This window comes from Cellulosilyticum lentocellum DSM 5427 (assembly GCF_000178835.2).
Classification (GTDB): Bacteria; Bacillota; Clostridia; order Lachnospirales; family Cellulosilyticaceae; genus Cellulosilyticum; species Cellulosilyticum lentocellum.
Map to the genome: position 1 here is coordinate 1501138 of NC_015275.1, position 19470 is coordinate 1520607.

Annotated in this window: 17 protein-coding genes, 3 tRNA genes and 1 other annotated feature; of the genes, 15 read left to right on the forward strand and 5 right to left on the reverse strand. The window is 34.5% G+C overall.

The window, feature by feature from the left end:
- Positions 1-207 precede the first annotated feature (207 nt).
- The gene (locus CLOLE_RS06765) at positions 208-1194 is read left to right on the forward strand and encodes a DUF4349 domain-containing protein (protein WP_013656340.1); all 987 of its coding nucleotides are present in this window, start codon (positions 208-210) and stop codon (positions 1192-1194) included.
- Positions 1195-1282: 88 nt separating this feature from the next.
- Positions 1283-1498 (forward strand) — a binding site (T-box leader).
- 130 nt (positions 1499-1628) lie between these two features.
- Positions 1629-4025, forward strand: coding sequence for a leucine--tRNA ligase (gene leuS, locus CLOLE_RS06770; RefSeq protein WP_013656341.1), 2397 nt, complete (start codon positions 1629-1631; stop codon positions 4023-4025).
- An 82-nt stretch (positions 4026-4107) separates the two neighbouring features.
- On the opposite strand, the gene rbsK is transcribed toward leuS, so the two are convergent.
- Positions 4108-5034 carry a ribokinase gene (rbsK, locus tag CLOLE_RS06775; RefSeq protein ID WP_013656342.1) on the reverse strand — a complete coding sequence of 309 codons (927 nt, stop codon included), beginning with the start codon at positions 5032-5034 and terminating at the stop codon, positions 4108-4110.
- A 201-nt stretch (positions 5035-5235) separates the two neighbouring features.
- Here rbsK and CLOLE_RS06780 point away from each other — a divergent pair, with 201 nt between their 5' ends.
- Together CLOLE_RS06780 and CLOLE_RS22905 are read left to right on the forward strand one after the other, a co-directional pair.
- On the forward strand, positions 5236-6015 hold the full coding sequence (locus CLOLE_RS06780) for an AAC(3) family N-acetyltransferase (protein ID WP_013656343.1): 780 nt from the start codon (positions 5236-5238) through the stop codon (positions 6013-6015).
- 103 nt (positions 6016-6118) lie between these two features.
- Positions 6119-6277 (forward strand): hypothetical protein, encoded by a 159-nt coding sequence (locus CLOLE_RS22905; RefSeq protein ID WP_013656344.1) that lies wholly within the window; start codon positions 6119-6121, stop codon positions 6275-6277.
- 96 nt (positions 6278-6373) lie between these two features.
- On the opposite strand, the gene CLOLE_RS06785 is transcribed toward CLOLE_RS22905, so the two are convergent.
- Positions 6374-6646, reverse strand: a complete 273-nt coding sequence (locus CLOLE_RS06785) for a hypothetical protein (RefSeq protein ID WP_013656345.1) — start codon at positions 6644-6646, stop codon at positions 6374-6376.
- A 37-nt stretch (positions 6647-6683) separates the two neighbouring features.
- The gene (locus CLOLE_RS06790) at positions 6684-7205 is read right to left on the reverse strand and encodes a hypothetical protein (protein WP_013656346.1); all 522 of its coding nucleotides are present in this window, start codon (positions 7203-7205) and stop codon (positions 6684-6686) included.
- Between the two features lie 129 nt (positions 7206-7334).
- Between CLOLE_RS06790 and CLOLE_RS06795 the strand changes: the two genes are divergently transcribed.
- Positions 7335-7724, forward strand: coding sequence for a hypothetical protein (locus tag CLOLE_RS06795; RefSeq protein WP_013656347.1), 390 nt, complete (start codon positions 7335-7337; stop codon positions 7722-7724).
- A 379-nt stretch (positions 7725-8103) separates the two neighbouring features.
- Here CLOLE_RS06795 and CLOLE_RS06800 read toward each other — a convergent pair whose 3' ends face one another.
- Positions 8104-9690, reverse strand: coding sequence for a transposase (locus tag CLOLE_RS06800; protein ID WP_013656348.1), 1587 nt, complete (start codon positions 9688-9690; stop codon positions 8104-8106).
- A gap of 103 nt (positions 9691-9793) precedes the next feature.
- Positions 9794-10030, reverse strand: a complete 237-nt coding sequence (locus CLOLE_RS06805) for a hypothetical protein (RefSeq protein ID WP_013656349.1) — start codon at positions 10028-10030, stop codon at positions 9794-9796.
- 578 nt (positions 10031-10608) lie between these two features.
- Here CLOLE_RS06805 and CLOLE_RS06810 point away from each other — a divergent pair.
- The 10 genes from CLOLE_RS06810 (at position 10609) to CLOLE_RS06855 (ending at position 19452) form a co-directional block, all read left to right on the forward strand.
- Positions 10609-11973: a beta/alpha barrel domain-containing protein gene (locus tag CLOLE_RS06810; protein WP_013656350.1), complete on the forward strand. Its 1365-nt coding sequence runs from the start codon at positions 10609-10611 to the stop codon at positions 11971-11973.
- Between the two features lie 197 nt (positions 11974-12170).
- Complete coding sequence (locus CLOLE_RS06815) at positions 12171-13307, forward strand: isocitrate/isopropylmalate family dehydrogenase (protein WP_013656351.1); 1137 nt, start codon at positions 12171-12173, stop codon at positions 13305-13307.
- A 357-nt stretch (positions 13308-13664) separates the two neighbouring features.
- Positions 13665-13955 carry a hypothetical protein gene (locus CLOLE_RS06820; protein ID WP_013656352.1) on the forward strand — a complete coding sequence of 97 codons (291 nt, stop codon included), beginning with the start codon at positions 13665-13667 and terminating at the stop codon, positions 13953-13955.
- 141 nt (positions 13956-14096) lie between these two features.
- Positions 14097-14168, forward strand: a tRNA-Glu gene (locus CLOLE_RS06825).
- Positions 14169-14230: 62 nt separating this feature from the next.
- A tRNA-Pro gene (locus tag CLOLE_RS06830) sits at positions 14231-14305 on the forward strand.
- Positions 14306-14327: 22 nt separating this feature from the next.
- Positions 14328-14400, forward strand: a tRNA-Lys gene (locus tag CLOLE_RS06835).
- Between the two features lie 174 nt (positions 14401-14574).
- The gene (locus tag CLOLE_RS06840) at positions 14575-15474 is read left to right on the forward strand and encodes an AraC family transcriptional regulator (protein ID WP_013656353.1); all 900 of its coding nucleotides are present in this window, start codon (positions 14575-14577) and stop codon (positions 15472-15474) included.
- A gap of 90 nt (positions 15475-15564) precedes the next feature.
- Positions 15565-16860, forward strand: coding sequence for an alpha-amylase family glycosyl hydrolase (locus CLOLE_RS06845; protein ID WP_013656354.1), 1296 nt, complete (start codon positions 15565-15567; stop codon positions 16858-16860).
- A gap of 28 nt (positions 16861-16888) precedes the next feature.
- Positions 16889-18061 carry an MFS transporter gene (locus tag CLOLE_RS06850; RefSeq protein ID WP_013656355.1) on the forward strand — a complete coding sequence of 391 codons (1173 nt, stop codon included), beginning with the start codon at positions 16889-16891 and terminating at the stop codon, positions 18059-18061.
- Between the two features lie 152 nt (positions 18062-18213).
- A complete protein-coding gene (locus tag CLOLE_RS06855; RefSeq protein WP_162145073.1) occupies positions 18214-19452 on the forward strand; it encodes a CapA family protein in 1239 nt (412 codons plus the stop codon).
- Positions 19453-19470: the final 18 nt, after the last annotated feature.

Here is a 19470-nt window from a genome sequence, read left to right on the forward strand (position 1 = left end):
GCTGACCCGGTCAGTTCCTCAGGTTGATGCTGCGGTGATTATGCCGTGGGAAGTTATTTAATTTGTTTTTACACTTCTATATATGTGGGCTGTAAGTGGAATCCCTAATGAAAAATAAAATATTTTTGAAAATTTAAATAAAAAGGGGAACTCAGTTGTTTTTTTTACGTCTAAAGAATTAAATAAATATTGAGGGGGAGTCAAGTGATGAAAAAATGGGGAAATCAATTTAAAAAACTCATGTTTGTAGTAGGAATAAGTAGTATGATATTAGCTAATGGCTGTGGTAGTAGTAAGTCGGCAAGTGAAGCAGCTGCACCTGCTGCGAATGCTTATGCAGCACCACAAGAAGAGGCAGCTTATACGAGCAATGAATCTTCAGTTACTAGCGATGAAAAAGCAGGCCAGGATGCAGCGGGGTATACTGGTGAGAATCCGAAAATTAATACCACCTCAACGTATAATCGTAAAGTGATTAAAACAGGAAATATGGAGATTCAAACAGAGCACTTTGGTCAAACGGTTGAAAGCTTAACCAACTGTGTAATCAGCTTAGGGGGTTACATAGAAAGTTCGAATATTCAAGGAAGTAGCTTTTACAATAAGGATTCTAATAACCGAACAGCTACTTTAACAGTGAGAGTGCCACAGGCCCAGTTTGATGTTTTTGTCAATCGCGGGAGTGAATTTGGAAATGTATCTTACTTATCTTGCAATAATGAAGATGTGACAAGTGCTTATGTAGATACAGAAATCAGATTAAAGACATTAAAAGCAAGATATGACCGTTTACTAAAACTTCTAGAGAAATCAGGGACGCTTCAGGAACTATTTGAATTAGAACAAGAAGTTAGTAATGTTACTTATGAAATAGAAAATCTAAGTGGTACACTTCAGCACTATGATGCTTTAGTAGATATGGGTACGCTTTCTATTCAAGTGCAAGAAGTAAAAGAAATAGTAGTAGAGGAAGAAGTAGTAGATCCAACCTTTGGTAAGCAAGTAGAAGAAGTGTTTAAAGGCTCTATGAATACCTTAATGGAAATAGGTAAAGGGATCATCATTTTAGTTACAGGACTTCTACCTTTTGTTGTCATAATTATCCCTGTTATACTAATTGGTGTTAACCTTTATAAAAGAAATAATAAGAAAAAAAGGACACTAGAGAAAAACGAAGAAGAAAATGAAGAATAAAGTGTACTACATTATGTTAATATCCTCAATAAACCGTTGCTTTTCATCATTAAGTATGATAAAATTTGCCTTATAAAAATAGTATACATTAAAAACAATGATGCGAAGTAGTAGGAAAGTCGTTTTATCAGAGAGCTACTGGGTGGTGTGAAGTAGTAAAATGGATTTTGTGAACTCGTCGCTAAGTTCCAGGCTGAACTCATAGTAGGTCATGGCGGGTCTTCCCGTTATAGAAGTTTGAGTGTGTAGGGGATTCCCTGCAAATAAGAGTGGTAACGCGGAAATAGAACCTTTCGTCTCTTGGAATATCTAAGAGTCGGAAGGTTTTTTTGATGCTATTTACTAAAGGAAAAACATCACTATATAGCCACTATTATAAATAGTAATTGTACATGTTATAGTGATTTAAACACAATACCTAAGGAGGCAAAACAATGCAATACAATCACAAAGAGATTGAACAAAAATGGCGTAAACATTGGGAAGAGCACCCAGTTAATGTTGAAACAGAAGGTAAAAAGCCTTATTACTGTTTAGATATGTTCCCATATCCATCAGGAAATGGTCTTCACGTAGGTCACTGGAGAGGTTATGTACTTTCAGATGTATGGAGCCGCTATAAAATTCTTCAAAACCACTATGTCCTTCACCCAATGGGATGGGATGCCTTTGGTCTTCCAGCAGAAAACTATGCCATCCAAAAGAAAGTACACCCAGCTATTGCTACAGCAGAAAACGTTGCAAACTTCAAACGTCAGCTTCACGATATCAGTGCTGTTTATGACTGGGATAAGGAAGTTAATACAACAGATCCAGAATTCTACAAATGGACACAATGGATTTTCCTTAAAATGTTTGAAAATGGTCTTGCTTATGAAAAAGAGATGCCAATCAACTGGTGTCCATCATGTAAAACAGGTCTTGCAAATGAAGAAGTAAAAGAAGGCTGTTGTGATCGTTGTGGCAGTACCGTTACGAAGAAAAACCTTCGTCAATGGATGCTTAAAATTACAAATTATGCAGAAAGACTTCTTAATGACTTAGATGGTCTTGATTGGCCAGAAAAAGTTAAAAAGATGCAAGCTGACTGGATTGGTAAAAGCTATGGTGCTGAAATCGACTTCGAAATCGAAGGTACAGATGAAAAGATTAAAGTTTTCACCACTAGACCAGATACACTTTATGGGGCAAGCTTTATGGTAATGGCACCAGAGCATGCAAAAGTGATGGTACTTACTACAGAAAGCCAAAAAGCTGAAGTTGAAAAATATGTATTTGATGCTTCTACAAAATCATCAGTAGACCGTATGGCTGACAAAGAAAAAACAGGTGTATTCTTAGGTAGATATGCAATCAATCCTCTTAATGGAGCAAAAATTCCAGTATGGATTTCTGACTATGTACTCGCTGACTATGGTACAGGTGCCATCATGTGTGTACCAGCTCATGATGATAGAGACTTTGCTTTTGCTAAGAAATTTGATTTACCAATCATCCAGGTTATTTCTAAGTCAGGAGAAGAAGAAGAGCTTACTGAGGCTTACACAGAAGCTGGTGTCATGATTAATTCAGGAGATTTCAATGGCATGCCATCTGAAGAAGCTAAAAAAGCAATTCCAGAGTTCCTTGAAACACAAAATATTGGTAAGAAAACAACTAACTACAAGCTTCGTGACTGGGTATTCTCACGTCAAAGATATTGGGGAGAACCAATTCCAGTTGTTCACTGTGACTGCTGTGGTATTGTAGGGGTTAAAGAAGAAGACCTTCCAATTCGTCTCCCAGATGTAGAAAGCTATGAGCCAACAGGTACAGGTGAATCTCCACTCGCAGCTATTGATGAGTGGGTTAACACAACTTGTCCAAAATGTGGTGGTCCAGCTAAACGTGAAACAAACACAATGCCACAATGGGCTGGTTCATCTTGGTACTTCTTAAGATATCCAAACCCACACAATGATGAGGAGCTTATTAGCAAAGAAGATATGAAAAAATGGCTACCAGTAGACATGTATGTAGGTGGTATTGAGCATGCTGTTCTTCACCTGCTTTACGCTCGTTTCTATACTAAATTCTTATTTGATATTGGAGTTGTAGACTTTGAAGAACCATTTAAACGTCTCTTCAATCAAGGTATGGTGACTAAAGCTGGCGCTAAAATGAGTAAATCAAAAGGAAATGTTGTTTCTCCAGATGAGCTTGTTGAAAAATATGGCTGTGACTCACTTCGTATGTATGAACTCTTCATTGGACCACCAGAACTTGATTCTGAATGGGATGATAGAGGTATTGAAGGGGTTTACCGTTTCCTTAATAAAGTATGGAAATTAGTGGATGAAAATACTGCAGTAGCAGAAACAAAAGATATGGAAAGAATTCGTCATAAACTTATTCGCGATATTACAGTGCGTATGGAAAACTTCAACTTAAATACAGTAGTAAGTGGTTTCATGCAATACACTAATGAGCTTCTTGACCTTCAAAAGAAACAAGGAGGCCTTGCTAATGAAACACTTAAGGCTCTTGTTATTCTTTTAGCACCATTTGTGCCACACATTAGTGAGGAGCTTTGGGCTAAAGTAGGCGGAAGCGGCAGTGTATTTGAAAATACATGGCCAACTTATGACGAAGAAAAGATGAAAGAAGATGAAGTAGAAATCGTTGTTCAAATCACAGGAAAAATTGCTGCACGTATGATGATTTCTCCAGAAGCAAGTCAAGAAGAGGCGATTAAAAAAGCAAAAGAGCTTATTGCTGATAAGTTAGCAGGTAAGACGGTAGTTAAAGAAATTTATGTTCCAGGACGTATTGTTAACCTTGTAGCTAAATAATAAAATACAAAGTAAAAAGACATGTTACTTAAAAGTACATGTCTTTTTACTTTGTAAATAGATATGAGATTATCATAAAATTTTATAAGTTTTCTGTAGTGGGTAGTATTTCTTCTCGGAAAGGAATTGAACTTTGAGCACCTTCACGAGTAACTGTTATAGCAGCCACTTGATTACCAAAGACAATAGCTTCTTCAATGGATTTTCCTTCAGCAAGATAAACAGCTAAGGCGCCATTAAAGGAGTCTCCAGCAGCAGTTGTATCGATTGCCTTGACACTGAGTGCAGGGAAGTGACGAGCTTCTTCTAGTGTGACTAAAATGGCGCCTTTTTCACCTAAAGTCGTAATGACATGTTTAACACCAGAGAGAAGTAAAGTTTGTGCAGCAATAATAGCATCATCTACTGTAGTAACAGGTTGATTTGTTAAAGTGCTCAGTTCGGTTTCGTTAGGGGTTATATAATCAATTTTACTTAGTATTTCATTAGGTAAATGACTAATGGCAGGTGCTGGATTAAGGATAATGGTCTTATGATACTTGTGTGCTAAGGCAGCAGCTTCATAGACAGCTTCTAAAGGAATTTCTAATTGTAGCATAATAATGTCAGCTATTTTAAAGAGCTCATCATGAGCCATAATCACTTCTTTTGTTACTGTGTTATTGGCATTAGGGAGTACTACGATAGAATTATTACCCATCTTATTAAGATAGATAATGGCCATACCAGAGCCCGTTTCTGAATTTGCTTGAATAGGAGAGGTATTTACACCTGCTTTTTGAAGGCTTTGTAGGAGCTTTTCACCGGAAGGGTCCTTGCCTACAGCACCTAGCATAGTCACATGACCACCTAAGCTAGAAGCAGCATAAGCTTGATTAGCCCCCTTACCACCAGGAACTTCTTTTGCAAAATGGCCTAGTAAGGTCTCACCAGCTATAGGTGTATGATCCACTTCAATAATCCAATCCATATTTAAGCTTCCTATGACTAATATATTTGACTTTTTCATAATAAGGCTCCTTTGTGTTAATCTTATTATTCATCTTAATACAAGGATTAATAACTGTCAAAGAGCCGAAAAAGATGAAGAATTTTTGGTGAAAATATAAAGTATTTTAATGAATAGCTAGAAAAGTTTGCTAAGTAAGGTGACTCATGATATGGTAGACATAAGATACATATTATACCTAGTAGAAAGGATAAGATAATAATGGCTTACACAAAGCAAGACTTATTGCAAGCACTAGAAAAATTAAAGATTAACCCAAGAGGCACGTTATTAGTTCACTCTTCTATGAAGAGTATAGGAGAAGTAGAAGGTGGTGCTGACACCGTATTAGACGCTTTAATGATTTATATGAAGGAAGGGCTATTGGTCTTGCCTACCCATACGTGGTCTTATATTAATGCAGAAAATCCTAAATTTGATGTAGTTCATTCAGAGGTATGTGTAGGCATTTTGCCAGAGTTATTTAGAAAAAGGCCAGGTGTTGTAAGATCGCTACATCCTACACATTCAGTAGCTGCCATAGGACAAGATAAAGAAGATTTTATAAAAGATAATGAATTATGGCATACACCTTGTGCAAGACAGTCTCCTTGGGGAAAATTATTAGATAGAAATGCACAGATTATGCTTTTAGGAGTGGACCTTAGAAGAAATACTTTTATGCACGGCGTAGAAGAGTGGGTAGATATTAAAGGACGTCTGACAGATGAAATGGAGCCATTAGTTGTTATTAATGAAAAGGGAGAAGAGCTATCAGTGCCTTCTAGAAGACATTGTGGTGATCATTGGTCAGAATATTTTTGGAAAGTAGATGATTATTTTAAGGAAAAAGGTGTGATGCATCTAGGAAAGTTTGGTGATGCTACAGTTCGTATTTGCGAGACTCAGGGAGTGGCAGCGTTACTTAATGACATGCTAGCCATTAATCCTCATCTCTTTTCAAATAATGAACCATTAGAAATAGAACGTTATAGAAAGTAAACAAATTGCAAATAAAATATGACCATACTATGATTTGCTTGCAAAATAAGAACTATCTATTTAGGATAAGAATGATAAGTTTTAGATAAGGTAGGATAAGTGCATGGCAGAGCAAAAACAAAAAAAGAAAGCTAGAAAAAAACAAAAGGGTAGAAGAGTCTTCAGTAAAGGGTTTGTATTTTCTACTTTATTATTAGCAATCATTACTTTTTATGTGTGTTTAACAATAGGAATGAATATATATGATGAGATACCATTTTAGTAAAAGAAAGCTTATAGAGGTTTTTAAATAAAATAGAAAAAATAAAGGTGCTATGAAAGATTAGCACCTTTATTTTATAGAGCAATACTATGTTTGTTAAAAGCCTTTTTTTGAAGAAAGCATCTTAACGAGAGCATCAAATTGTCCTCTTTGATTTTTAGGAAGTTGACTTTTAAAATATTGAAGTATGGCAAGTTGCATCTCAGGAGTAAAGGGGATATTTTTTTGATTGGCTTCATTAGAAATAGCCATAAGAAGACCTAATATCTCTACATTACTTTTATAATTTGCACTGGACAAAATAGTTTCTAAACGACTAACAAAATCTTGATCAACACCTTGAAAAGCAGGGTTTTCAGAAAGCTTCATATCGTTTACCTCCTTTAAGAATAGTTTATATCATCGTTTATTTCATAAAACCGGAAAGTAATTTTAATAATTGAACTTGACTAGGATCTAGTAAAGGAGATAATTTATCTATGATTTGACTAGGATTGGGTGAAGTACTTTGTGTTTCTGCTGAAGTGGCAGAAGGTGTAATCGGTGGTGCCAGGGGTGCATCTTCAGGTATACCAGAGTCACTAGCATGCAAGGAATAAGTAGGTTCATCTAAACCATCAGTAGTACTACGTGGGCTTAATAAGTCTCTGGCTTCTGTAAGTTTTAAAATAGCATCTATAAAATAAGCTTTATCGCTAGAAAGATTTTGTTTAACATCCGTTAGAAAATTTTTTTCCCAACCGGTCTCTTGTGAACGGCTCATTGAACGCACAAAATCCTCACTGGAATATAAATTAATCGTATACATCAACTCCATGGCCTTAATAAGAACAGCTACAGGTCTTTGACGGTCTGCCCTTAGGTAAGGAAGAAGTGATTTAGAGATCATTAATACATCATTATTTACAGCCCGATCTAGAGTGCTCATACAAAACCTCCATTTAGGGTATCTTTTATAATGTATGATAGTTCTGAGGAAGATTAGAACCGAAATGGTTATTTTTATCTGAGTTAAAGAATAAAATACTAATGAATTCGTTAATAAGAGAGTGATCATATGGAGAATGAGAATTTAGTCGTGAATTTAGAACAGGATTTAACAGAAATAGCGGGATTGATATGGGGATATATGGACAAGAAATACATATCTCAGATGAAACGACAATTAGATGGTTATAGACAAAGCTGTGAACAAAATTTATGTAAGGAAGCGCAGCTATTAAAAGCGATGATACCCTTTATGCCAGAAGAAAGTAAATTACTACAAACTGTAGTAGACACGATTATTTATAATGATATGATTGAAAAAAGCCTGGAAGAGCATGAGGAACTAGGGAGACTTTACAGGGATGAAAATAAAGACAGGGAAAATCTGAAGAAGCTCATGTATAAGCTTGTTTTATTCAAAATTGTAACAGCAATAGAAAAAGGAAGTATGGATGCATAAAGTGAGCCTGTATAAAGGTCTTGTTAAGAAGGATTGACTTATATTGAAAAGCAGAAAGACAATGATATAATTATTTTTGTAAGAAAGAAAAACTATTTAATGAGCCATTTCAGTAAAACCTTTTCCCTAATAAGAGGCTGACTAAAAAGATGGAAAAATCCACTTTTTTGGTCAGCCTCTTCCAATTAGATAGTGAGTATATAAATGAAATAAATAAAATAGGGGGCTGTAAAAAAACAGCCTCGAAACAAGGAGCAGGTCGCCTGTAGCGACCTGCTCCTTGTTTTTTAATAGATTTATTATCATTATCACAAAATTAGAAGTCACTTATTAAGCCTATGGTTTTATAGGGTTTAAATGATGATATTATATCCGTTTTTTATGCAGCTATGGATGTCCGATGTTTCTTGTTATGATACTTATAGAGGTTGTATCCACAAGAAATTAACGTGAATTCTAAAATGACAGCTTTTTCACCTCGCCGAAATAATCTTTTATAAGATCTATCCCACTTAATTATCCCAAATGTCCCCTCTGATTGAATACTTCTGTTCATACACAATAAGGCACCATGAATTGATTCTAGATTATTTATTACTTCCTTATGTATTTCTGTTAATTCTCGATTAAGGCGTACTGTTCTATTTCCATGTGATCTTTTGCAACATTCACTACGATATGGACATCCTGCACAGTCTTCACATTCATATATTTCTTCTGTTCTACCATATTGATTTTTATATATATGCCTATCACATTTATATATAAACTTTTTATTATTAGGACAGATCAGGTTTCCTTGTTCATCTCTTTTGAAATTTACTGCACGATATGGATCATAATGATATTTTTCATTCTTAGTTTCCCTCTCAAACATAGTAAATTTCATATATTTTTCCATGCCATGTTCCTCACAATAAAGATAATTATTATAAGAACCATATCCTGCGTCAGCAACAGGATACGTTGGATAATGACCATAAGTAGCATTAAACTTTTCCATTAAAGGTTGAAAACATTCCATGTCTGAAGCATAAGGTTTTGCGTCTATTACAGCTATATATTCATCACATATGGAAGCCTGCATGTTGTAAGCAGGAAGGAGCTGGTCATTTCCCATATAATCACGTTTGATTCTCATAAAAGTTGCATCGTGATCAGTTTTTGAATAACTATTTCTTCGCTCACCACATACTTCGAGGTGCTTTGCATATTTCTTGAGGCGTTCTAGATACCCCTGCATTTCCTGATACTGTTTTTGATGGATACTTTTCTTATGCCCCGCTCCGGAAACAAATTTTGAAACCTCTAGATTTATTGCCTTCTGATAATTTTCAAGCAATGCCTCAACGTAATCAATCGCATATTCATCTCTTTTTTCTAACTTCACATTAAGAAAACTAAGAACCTCTGAATTCATTGTATCGATGAGTAATGAGATCTTTTCGAACACTTTGTTTCTATTTTTGATGCAAGATTTCTTCCATACCCAGGTATAGCGATTAGCATTAGCTTCGATCTTTGTTCCATCGATGTAAGTGTGATGTAAATCCACATGCTCTTGATCAAAAATATAAGAATTGATATCAATGAAGATTTGTTCAATTGAAGTCGTTAATTCATTACGAATAAAGTTGCCGAAAGTAGCAAAAGATGGAGCTTTCATTCCGTCAAGAAGATACATATATCTGATGTCTGTACGGCAGAGTTTTTCAATATTTCTTAAAGAACTAATGCCATGCTCCATAAAAGTGAAAAGTATAATCTTAAGCATTTTATCTGAATCACATCTTGGACGACCTGTTTTGCAGTCCTTCTCTACAAAATATCGTGTTAGGTCAATGTGATCCATTACTTCGCATAAAGTATATACTGGATCTGAAATATCAATTATTTTTTCGATATCCAATGGTAATTTTAGCTGTCTTGGTGTAAAATTATCATTGGTATTTTTGTTTAGTAGCATAAATAAATTATACCAAAAAAATTGCTGAAGTCTTACGACCTCAGCGATTTTTTCGTTAGGGGAGTTTTTTTACATCCCCCTATTTTTATTTATTTTATTAAGCCTATTGAATATCGTTTCTTAAGAAACCACAAGGTGATTTACAGAAGCACATCCAAACAATAACAATAATGATAATCCACATCCAAGCAGAATTGTCACAGCCACCAAAGAAATTATTGAATAAGCAATCTAGGTTAAAGCCGCCACCACAACTGCCTTTACCGCAAAATAGTAAGAAGAATGCTATAATAATGATAATACAAGTACAGTTATCTTCTAAGAATCTAAAATCTTCCATGATATTGCCTCCTATATTTAAAAATTTAATCTATAATATTCCTTTACAAAGTAGACAAACAACTCCTAGCATAATAATAAGACAACCACATTCACCTAAGCAGCAAATAAGAATAAGAGCCAAAATGATAAGGGGTAACCAGGATGAACAACTTAAGTGACATTGGTTACAGCAATTATGCTTAAAAGTGGGATGACAGTCAGAATATGAATGTGTGTTACAGCCCGAATTGCAGCAACCATTAAAAGCAGACATATTTGACCTCCTTATGAAAACTATATTTAATTATATGAACCTTCTATTTAAAAAATTACTTATATTACCAAAATAGTAAATGATAATATTTTTTTCTAGAAATAAAAACAAGTTTTGAGAAACTTTGTTCTTAGCTTCTTCATTAACTATAGTATGAAGTATGGAAAAAAATGTTACTCTTGTAAAATATTTTTTTATTTAAAAAATTATAATTTAATATTTAATTTTTTATTGACATGAATAGTATGATTGTATACAATTATACATAAGTAATTTTCAGATAATTAAAGGATTAAAAATAGAAAGATGCAAGGAGTGATACTGTGTTTGAACTAAATAAGAGAACTAATTTACTTACTAGCCCTGAAAAGAACCATTTATTAGAGGATAGAGCTGAGGCGAATATGTTTAGGGAATTTTTCCCTTATGATGAAATTCCTAGAGTTGCCTTCAACGATGTACATGTGCCTATGACTATGCAGGAAAAGATTTATATTACAGATACGACTTTTAGAGATGGTCAACAGTCAAGAGCGCCTTATACAACTGAGCAAATTGTTGATATTTATAAAATGTTACATCGATTAAGTGGGCCTAATGGCATTGTTCAACAAAGTGAATTCTTCCTCTATAGCGAGAAAGACAGGCAAGCTGTTTATAAATGTAGAGAGTTAGGTTATGAGTTTCCACAGATTACTTCTTGGATTCGTGCATCTGAAAAAGATTTTCAGCTTGTAAAGGACATGGAGATTAATGAAACAGGTATTTTAGTAAGCTGTTCAGATTATCATATTTTCCATAAGCTACATATGAAACGTTCAGAAGCAATTGAACACTATACAAAGATTGTTAAACAATGTATTGATAAAGGCATCATTCCTCGTTGCCATTTTGAAGATATTACAAGAGCTGATATTTATAAATTCGTCGTTCCTTTTGCCAGGGAACTGATGAGAATTAGTGAAGAAACTAAGATGCCAATTAAAATTCGTGCTTGTGACACAATGGGCTATGGTGTAAGTTATCCAGGTGCTATGATTCCACGTAGTGTCCCAGGTATTATGTATGCACTTCATCAATATGCTGGTGTACCTCATGAATGGATTGAATGGCATGGACATAATGACTTTTATCGTGCTGTAGCTAATTCAACAACAGCATGGCTTTATGGTTGTAATAGTGTTAACTGTTCTTTATTTGGTATAGGAGAAAGAACAGGTAATACACCTCTAGAAGCAATGGTTATGGAGTATGCACAGTTAAAAGGTACTTTAGATGGTATGGATACAACAGTAATCACTGAGCTTGCAGAGTATTTTGAAAATGTAATTGGAGAGAAAATACCAGAACGTACACCATTTGTAGGTAAAAACTTTAATGTAACAAGAGCAGGAATTCATGCAGATGGTTTACTTAAAAATGAAGAAATCTATAATATTTTTGATACTGAAAAACTTTTAAATAGACCTGTACGTGTCTCTATTAGTAATACATCAGGCCTTGCAGGTATTGCTCACTGGATTAATAGTAATCCTGATTGTAGTGAACTAAAAGGTATTGATAAAAATGATCCACTCTGTATTAGCATTAAAGATTGGGTAGATACACAATATGAAGATGGTCGTACGACTGTTATGAGTGATGAAGAATTAGAAGAATACATTAATCATTATCTTGCTCAAAAATAGACATCTAAGGCAGCATGAGAAAATGACTTGAAGAAACACAAAGTATTTAGGTTAAAAAATGTAGTTGGAGATGTTGAAGTTAAAGCAGCATCTCCATTATTTTTTTATAAGATTGTGATATAAAATTTAGACAAGTGCATATTTATTCTGATATAATAGAAAAGGATATAAAACGGAAAATTTAGGAGGTATATAAGATGGATAAGTTAGAAGCAGCAAAAGCACACTTTGCAGCCTTAGTAGAGGAACAATTAGCTAGAGTAGAAAGAATGAAAAATGATACAGGGGCTGTAGATTACAGTAAGCTAGATCAAATCATTATCGGCTGCTGTGGTGGAGATGGTATTGGACCTGCTATTACAGCAGAAGCTGAGCGCGTTCTTCGTGCTGTACTTAAAGATGATGTAGCTAGTGGCAAAATTATATTTAAACAAATTGACGGCTTAACGATAGAAAACCGTATTGCAGCTAATAAAGCTATTCCAGATGATGTGCTTGCTGAGCTTAAAGCTTGTGATATTATTTTAAAAGGCCCAACGACAACACCAAGTAAAGGTGATGGCCCTAATATTGAAAGTGCTAATGTGGCCATGAGAAGAGAGTTAGACTTATTTGCTAACGTAAGACCAGTAGCAGTACCAGAAGAAGGTATTGATTGGACCTTTTTCCGTGAAAATACAGAGGGTGAATATGCACTTGGCAGCAAAGGGATTGCTTTAGATGCTGATATGTCTTTTGATTTTAAAGTAACAACTACTCAAGGCACAGAAAGAATAGCAAGACAAGCTTTTGAATTCGCGCGTAAAAATGGTAAAAAACGTGTAGCTATTATTACAAAAGCTAATATTCTTAAGAAAACAGACGGTAAATTCTTAGAGCTTTGTTATAAAGTAGCTAAAGAATATCCAGAAATAGAAGTAGATGACTGGTTTGTAGATATTATTTCTGCTAACCTTATTAATGAAAAAGTAAGAAAGAATTTCGAAGTATTTGTACTTCCTAACCTTTATGGTGATATCATTACAGATGAAGCTGCTCAAATCCAAGGGGGTGTAGGTACTGCAGGTAGTGCTAATGTAGGTAATAAGTATGCGATGTTTGAAGCGATTCATGGTAGTGCACCAAGAATGGTGGAGACAGGAAGAGAACAATATGCTAATCCAGCAAGTATGATTAAAGCAGCAGAATTACTTCTCCGTCATATTGGCTATAAAGATGAAGCTGACCGTGTTATTGCAGCGCTTAAGATTGCAAATGATACTATTAAAATGACAGGTAGAAATGATGGTGCAACAGGAGCAGAATTTGCTAACTGTGTTATTGAAAACTTATAAGCTTCTATACATAAGATGATAAGTCAAGGTGCCTTTTATTACTTAGTGATAAGTAATGAAAGGCACCTTTTGCTATGACCTAGTTATTTGGATAGAAATTTGAATAGAAGAAAAAGGCTTTTTAAGACTTATCAAGTAGAATCATTAAATGCTAGAAAGCAAACTTTAAGAGGTTAAAAATGAGGTAGAGAGATTAAGCATATGCTAAAGATGCAGAAAAAGTGAAGAAATAGTGAACATGAAAAATAAAATAGCATAAAATCACATACTTCACAAAAGAAAAAGCAACAAATATCAAATAAAATTTGTTATAATAAAATTAAACATAAAATAAGTCACGACTAGGAGGAAATAAACTTGAAAAATAAGTTGGATATAGGAACAATAATTGCAATTGTTTGTGGCGTTCTAGCCGTTGTTTTTGCGGGGCTAATGTTACTGGGTAAGGTGACTGTAGACCTAGCAATTGTAGTGGTTGGAGCAACCCAAGTACTTAGTGGTTTAGTACAAATGCAAATGGTTAAAAAAGCTGAGTCAGAGGAAATTGGCGCGGAGAAATTTAAAGCAGCAAAGTTTACATTAATCTTAGGGGTGGTTTTCTTAGGATTAATGGCATTTAAATTAGTCTTTGTAGCACTTAATACATAAAGAGCTGTAAATATATACTATAATGAAGAAAGTTAATACAATGAGATAAGGCACTTCAGAAGAAGTGTCTTTTTTATTAAAGTTGATATAAAAAGTGTTGACATATGTAAATAGTTCATGTAATATAATAAAAGTCAACACGGCCCATTGGTCAAGCGGTCAAGACACCGCCCTTTCACGGCGGTAACACGAGTTCGATTCTCGTATGGGTCATTTGTTAGTGATGATACCCATCTGGAGACAGACTGGGAAAGTAAATAGTTGCTAACATAAAACGGGGTGTGGCTCAGTTTGGCTAGAGCGCCTGATTTGGGTTCAGGAGGCCGCAGGTTCGAGTCCTGTCACCCCGATTTCTCTTGTAAAAGAGAGTTTGGGTCACTAGCTCAGTCGGTAGAGCACTTGACTTTTAATCAAGTTGTCCCGGGTTCGATTCCCGGGTGGCTCAGTTATAAATAAGAGGCGTATTATTTTGTGCAGATAATACGCCTCTTATACTTTAAGGAAAGCGTATATAAATCCAAGTGAAGAATAGAATAGTGAAAAAGCCTCTTATAGACGATAAATAATCTATAAGAGGTTTTTTACTAATCGTATATTTTTAAAATAGAGGAAGTTAAAAATGAACAATAAAGCGTTAAAAGAACAAAAAAATCATGGGACGGCGTATTTTCCTTGTGTATTATATGAGCATGATCATAATCGTATAAAGTTAGAAGTTAACCACCATTGGCATAAAGAAGTAGAACTTATTTATTTGGAAGAAGGACAGTTTTTAGTAGATATCAATATGGAGCCAACTTGGCTAGAAAAAGGTTTTTGCTTTATTAATCAAGAAGAACTTCATGCCCTTAAGGCAGAAGGAAATGTAAAGGAAAGTGCCCTAGTCTTTAACTTAGAAATGTTAGGCTTTAGTATGTACGATGAAGTACAAGCACGTTTCATCCAGCCTCTTTTAGAAAATAAATTACATTTTCCAAGATTCATAGGTATAAAGAATATGGTGGGAAAGGAGATTTTAATTCATTATGAGAGAATCGTTCAGTGGCATCAGCAAAGCGGACAGTTTTCAATAGCTACTGGAGGAAGTGTAGCAGAAGGCTTAAGTGCCCAGCTAAATATTAAGGTAGAACTCCTCAATATATTAATGATTCTTCAAAATAATGGGTTATTTTTAGAAGATAAAAGTGGTAGTGTAGATTATAAGGTTGAATCTATTAAAAAGGTTCTTAGTTATATAGAAGAACATTATAAGGAAGCATTTTATGTGAAAGATTTAGCAACTATCTTAAATATGAATGAGCAATATTTTAGTAGGTTTTTTAAAAGAATGATAGGTAAAGCACCTATGGCTTATGTAAATGATTACCGTTTAAAGATGGCTAAACAGTTATTAATAAAAACAGACATGCAAATTACGGAAATTTGTTTAGAAGTAGGATTTAATAATATGAGTAACTTTATTAAGTTATTTAAAAACAAAGAGAATTGTTCGCCTATACAATATCGAAAAAAGTCATAAAAGCATAAAAAGCGGTCAATATTTGAGAAGTATATAGGCTTAAGAAATGGTATGATAAGAAGAAATAACAGATTATTGGAGGTTGGGAAAATGGCTCTTTGTACAGAAATATCTCTTAGAAATCAAGTGATTTACTCAATTTATGTTCGTAATCATACCATGGAAGGTACTTTTAAAGCAATAGAAAAAGATTTAGATCGTATTAAAGCTCTAGGAACAGATGTGATATGGTTTTTACCTATTCATCCAATTGGAGTGGAAGGTAAAAAAGGGAGCTTAGGTTGCCCTTATGCTATTAAAGATTACAGGAAAGTAAATCCTGAATATGGAACGCTAGAAGACTTTCAGCATTTAGTAGAAGCAATACATAAAAGAGATATGAAGTGTATCATAGATGTGGTTTATAATCATACCGCTATAGATTCGGTATTGGTAAAGGAACATAAGGAGTATTTTTATAAAAAAGAAGATGGAAGTCTAGGTAATAAAGCAGGTGACTGGGCAGATGTGATAGATCTTGATTATCAGAATAAAGCTTTGTGGGATTACCAAATAGAAACTTTAAAAATGTGGGCAAAGCTTGTAGATGGTGTACGCTGTGACGTAGCTTCACTTGTACCACTTGCATTTTGGTTAGAAGCAAGAAGTGAGGTGGAAAAGATTCACCCTGGTTTTATTTGGCTAGCAGAATCAGTACATCCAGGGTTTGTAAAATATGTACGTCATCTAGGCTTTAATGCTTGTTCGGATAGTGAAGTTTATCAGGCCTTTGATATAACTTATGATTATGATATTTGGGATGAATTTGAGGCTTATATAGAAGGCAAAGCTACACTTACCTCGTATATTACAGCATTAAAAAAACAAGAGGTCATTTATCCTTCTAACTATGTAAAGCTTAGATGCTTAGAAAATCATGATCAAGCTAGAATTAAACAGAGGGTTCAAGATGAAAAAGCCCTTAAGAACCTAACAGCTTTCATGTATTTTCAAAAAGGAACAGCTCTTATTTATGGTGGACAAGAAGTAGAAGCAGAACATACACCAAGTCTATTTGAGAAAGAGCCGATTAACTGGGAAACAGGTCATGATTTAACTCATTTATTACAAGCATTATATAATATTAAAAAGCAAGACATTGTCGCTAAAGGCAATTATGAACTTGAAGCTTATGATGAGGCACATATAGTAGTAGGCAGTTATCAAACTAAGGAGCAAATCTTAGTAGGGCTTTTCACTTTAAAGGGGAAAGAAGCGTGTGTAAAGGTGCCTTTACAAGATGGAAGTTATATCAATTTAATAAGTAAAGAAAAGGTAGAGGTTACAGGTGGGTTACTAAAGACCTTCGGTGAACCTATTATCATAAGTCATACTATAAATGAATAAGTAAGAAGGGATTAAGAAAGGAAAAAATATGTCTACGATTTTGTTAGTAATTATTTATATTTCATTTATTAGTTTAGGATTACCAGATTCTATATTAGGTTCAGCTTGGCCTATGATGCATTTAGAACTCAATGTTCCGGTTTCTTATGCAGGGCTTGCAACAATGATTGTGGCTGGAGGTACGATTATATCTAGCTTATTCAGTGAAAGACTTATTAAAAGATTTGGGACAGGAAAAGTAACAGCCATAAGTGTACTAATGACAGCTTTGGGCCTTATAGGAACTTATATGGTACCTGGCTTTTGGGGAATATGTTTATTAGGTATTCCTTTAGGTCTAGGAGCGGGAGCTGTAGATTCGGCCCTTAACAATTTTGTGGCATTACATTATGAAGCAAAGCATATGAATTGGCTACATTGCTTCTGGGGAGTAGGAGCTACTGCTGGACCGTTTATTATGTCTTTTTGGTTATTAAGAGAGAGTGGTTGGAGAATGGGTTATGCCACTATTGGCTTAATTCAAGGTATTTTAGTCATCTGTTTATTTGTAACTTTACCATTATGGAAGAAGATGGAGAAACAAGAAGAGAATAAAGAGAGTGAAAAAAGTAATACACGTATAAGTGAATTATTAGAAATGAGAGGCGCTAAACCAGCGCTTATAGCATTTTTCTGCTACTGCGGTGTAGAATTAACAACTGGACTCTGGGGAAGTACCTTTTTAGTAGATACATTAGGTTTATCAGCTGAAAAAGCAGCAAAGTGGGTATCCATCTATTATCTAGGGATTACAGTAGGGCGATTATTGGCAGGCTTTTTAGCTATAAAACTTAATAATATTAAAATGATGCGTTTAGGTCAAATCATTTGTTTACTGGGAGTTATTTTACTAGGAATGCCATTTACGAGCTATTGTCAGTTAACAGGACTTATGCTTATTGGTTTAGGTTGTGCACCTATTTATCCTGCCATGCTTCATGAAACACCTCAGAGATTTGGAAAAGAGCAGTCTCAAGGCATTATGGGAATCCAAATGGCTTGTGCTTATGTAGGCAGTACCTTTATACCTCCTGTATTTGGTTTTTTAGCCAAAGGAATGAGTTTTAAGATTATGCCTGTATTTCTTATGATATTTGTTGTACTTATGTTCATTTGTTCAGAAATGGTAAATCGAGGAACAAAAAAACCAAATAATATATAAATACCAACAAAAAGAGCTATTATTTAAAAGTAATAGCTTTTTTGTTGGTATGAAAAATCTAAATAATTAGTAAAAATTGGAATTGGGTGCTATAATAGAATTAAAAATAGATAGAGGTGAGGGAAAAAGAAATGTCTCATTGCTATATACAATTGTTACAAATAATAGTTCTGACAATAAGTATGGGCCATTCTCAGGTTATTTCAGGGGGAAAGATTGATGAAAATTTTAAGCAGTCACAAAATGTTTGGCAATATGTAAAGGAAGCGACTTCACAGGTAGATGAGGTATTAGGACAATGGCAAGAAGCGCTAACACCCCAGACGATACAGCTCACCACTGTAGGAGATATTATGATGCATGAGCCTCAAATCACAAGTGGATATGATCCTAAGACTAAAACGTATGCATATGATTATATGTTTAAGGAAGTAGCACCTTATTTAAAAGCAGCAGATTTAACCATAGGCAATTTAGAACTAACACTTTCGGGAAAAGATAAAAAGTATACAGGCTACCCCCGGTTTAATGCACCAGATGAGCTTGCTGATGCGCTTAAAGACGTAGGTTTTGATGTTTTAACAACGGCTAATAACCATAGCTTAGACAGAGATTTTGAAGGATTAAAGAGAACGATAGATGTTTTAGAGCAAAGAGGTTTACAATGCACAGGTACATATCAAACAAAGGAAAGTAGTGAAACTATTCTCATTCAAGAAGTAAAGGGAAGTAAGATTGCGTTTTTAGCTTATACATATGGCACCAATGGTATTAAGGTAAGCAAGGGGAAAGAATATAGTATCAATTATATTAATAAAGAAAAAATAGCTGCAGATATTAAAAAAGCAAGAGATTTAAAAGCAGAGCTAGTTTGTATAAGTATACATTTTGGTGTGGAATATGCAAAAACGCCTAACAAAGCACAAAAAGAAATGGTGAATTTTCTAGTAGAAAATGATGCAGATGTGATACTCGGGAGTCATCCTCATGTACTGGAGCCTATGGAAATACGTAAAACTCAAATGAATGGAAGATCAAAAGAAGTGGTTATTTTATATTCACAAGGTAATTTTATATCCGGGCAGAGATCTCGCTATAAAGAAACAAGTGCCATTTTTAATATCATTTTAAATAAAGCACCTTTAACAGGAGAATTATCCATAAAAGAGGTGACTTATATTCCAACTTGGGTAGATTATTCACGGGTCAAAGGGAAATATCATTATCGCATTTTACCAGCTAAAAGAGCTGTACATCTTTATGAGGCAGGGCAAGACCCGCTTATATCTAGCTCAGATTATGAAAAATTAAAAATTGCACTAAAGGATGTAAGGTCTATGTTTAAAAGTGATGATAAAAGAATAGTAGAGCAGCAAACCTTTATTAATTAAGAATATTGTATATGATAA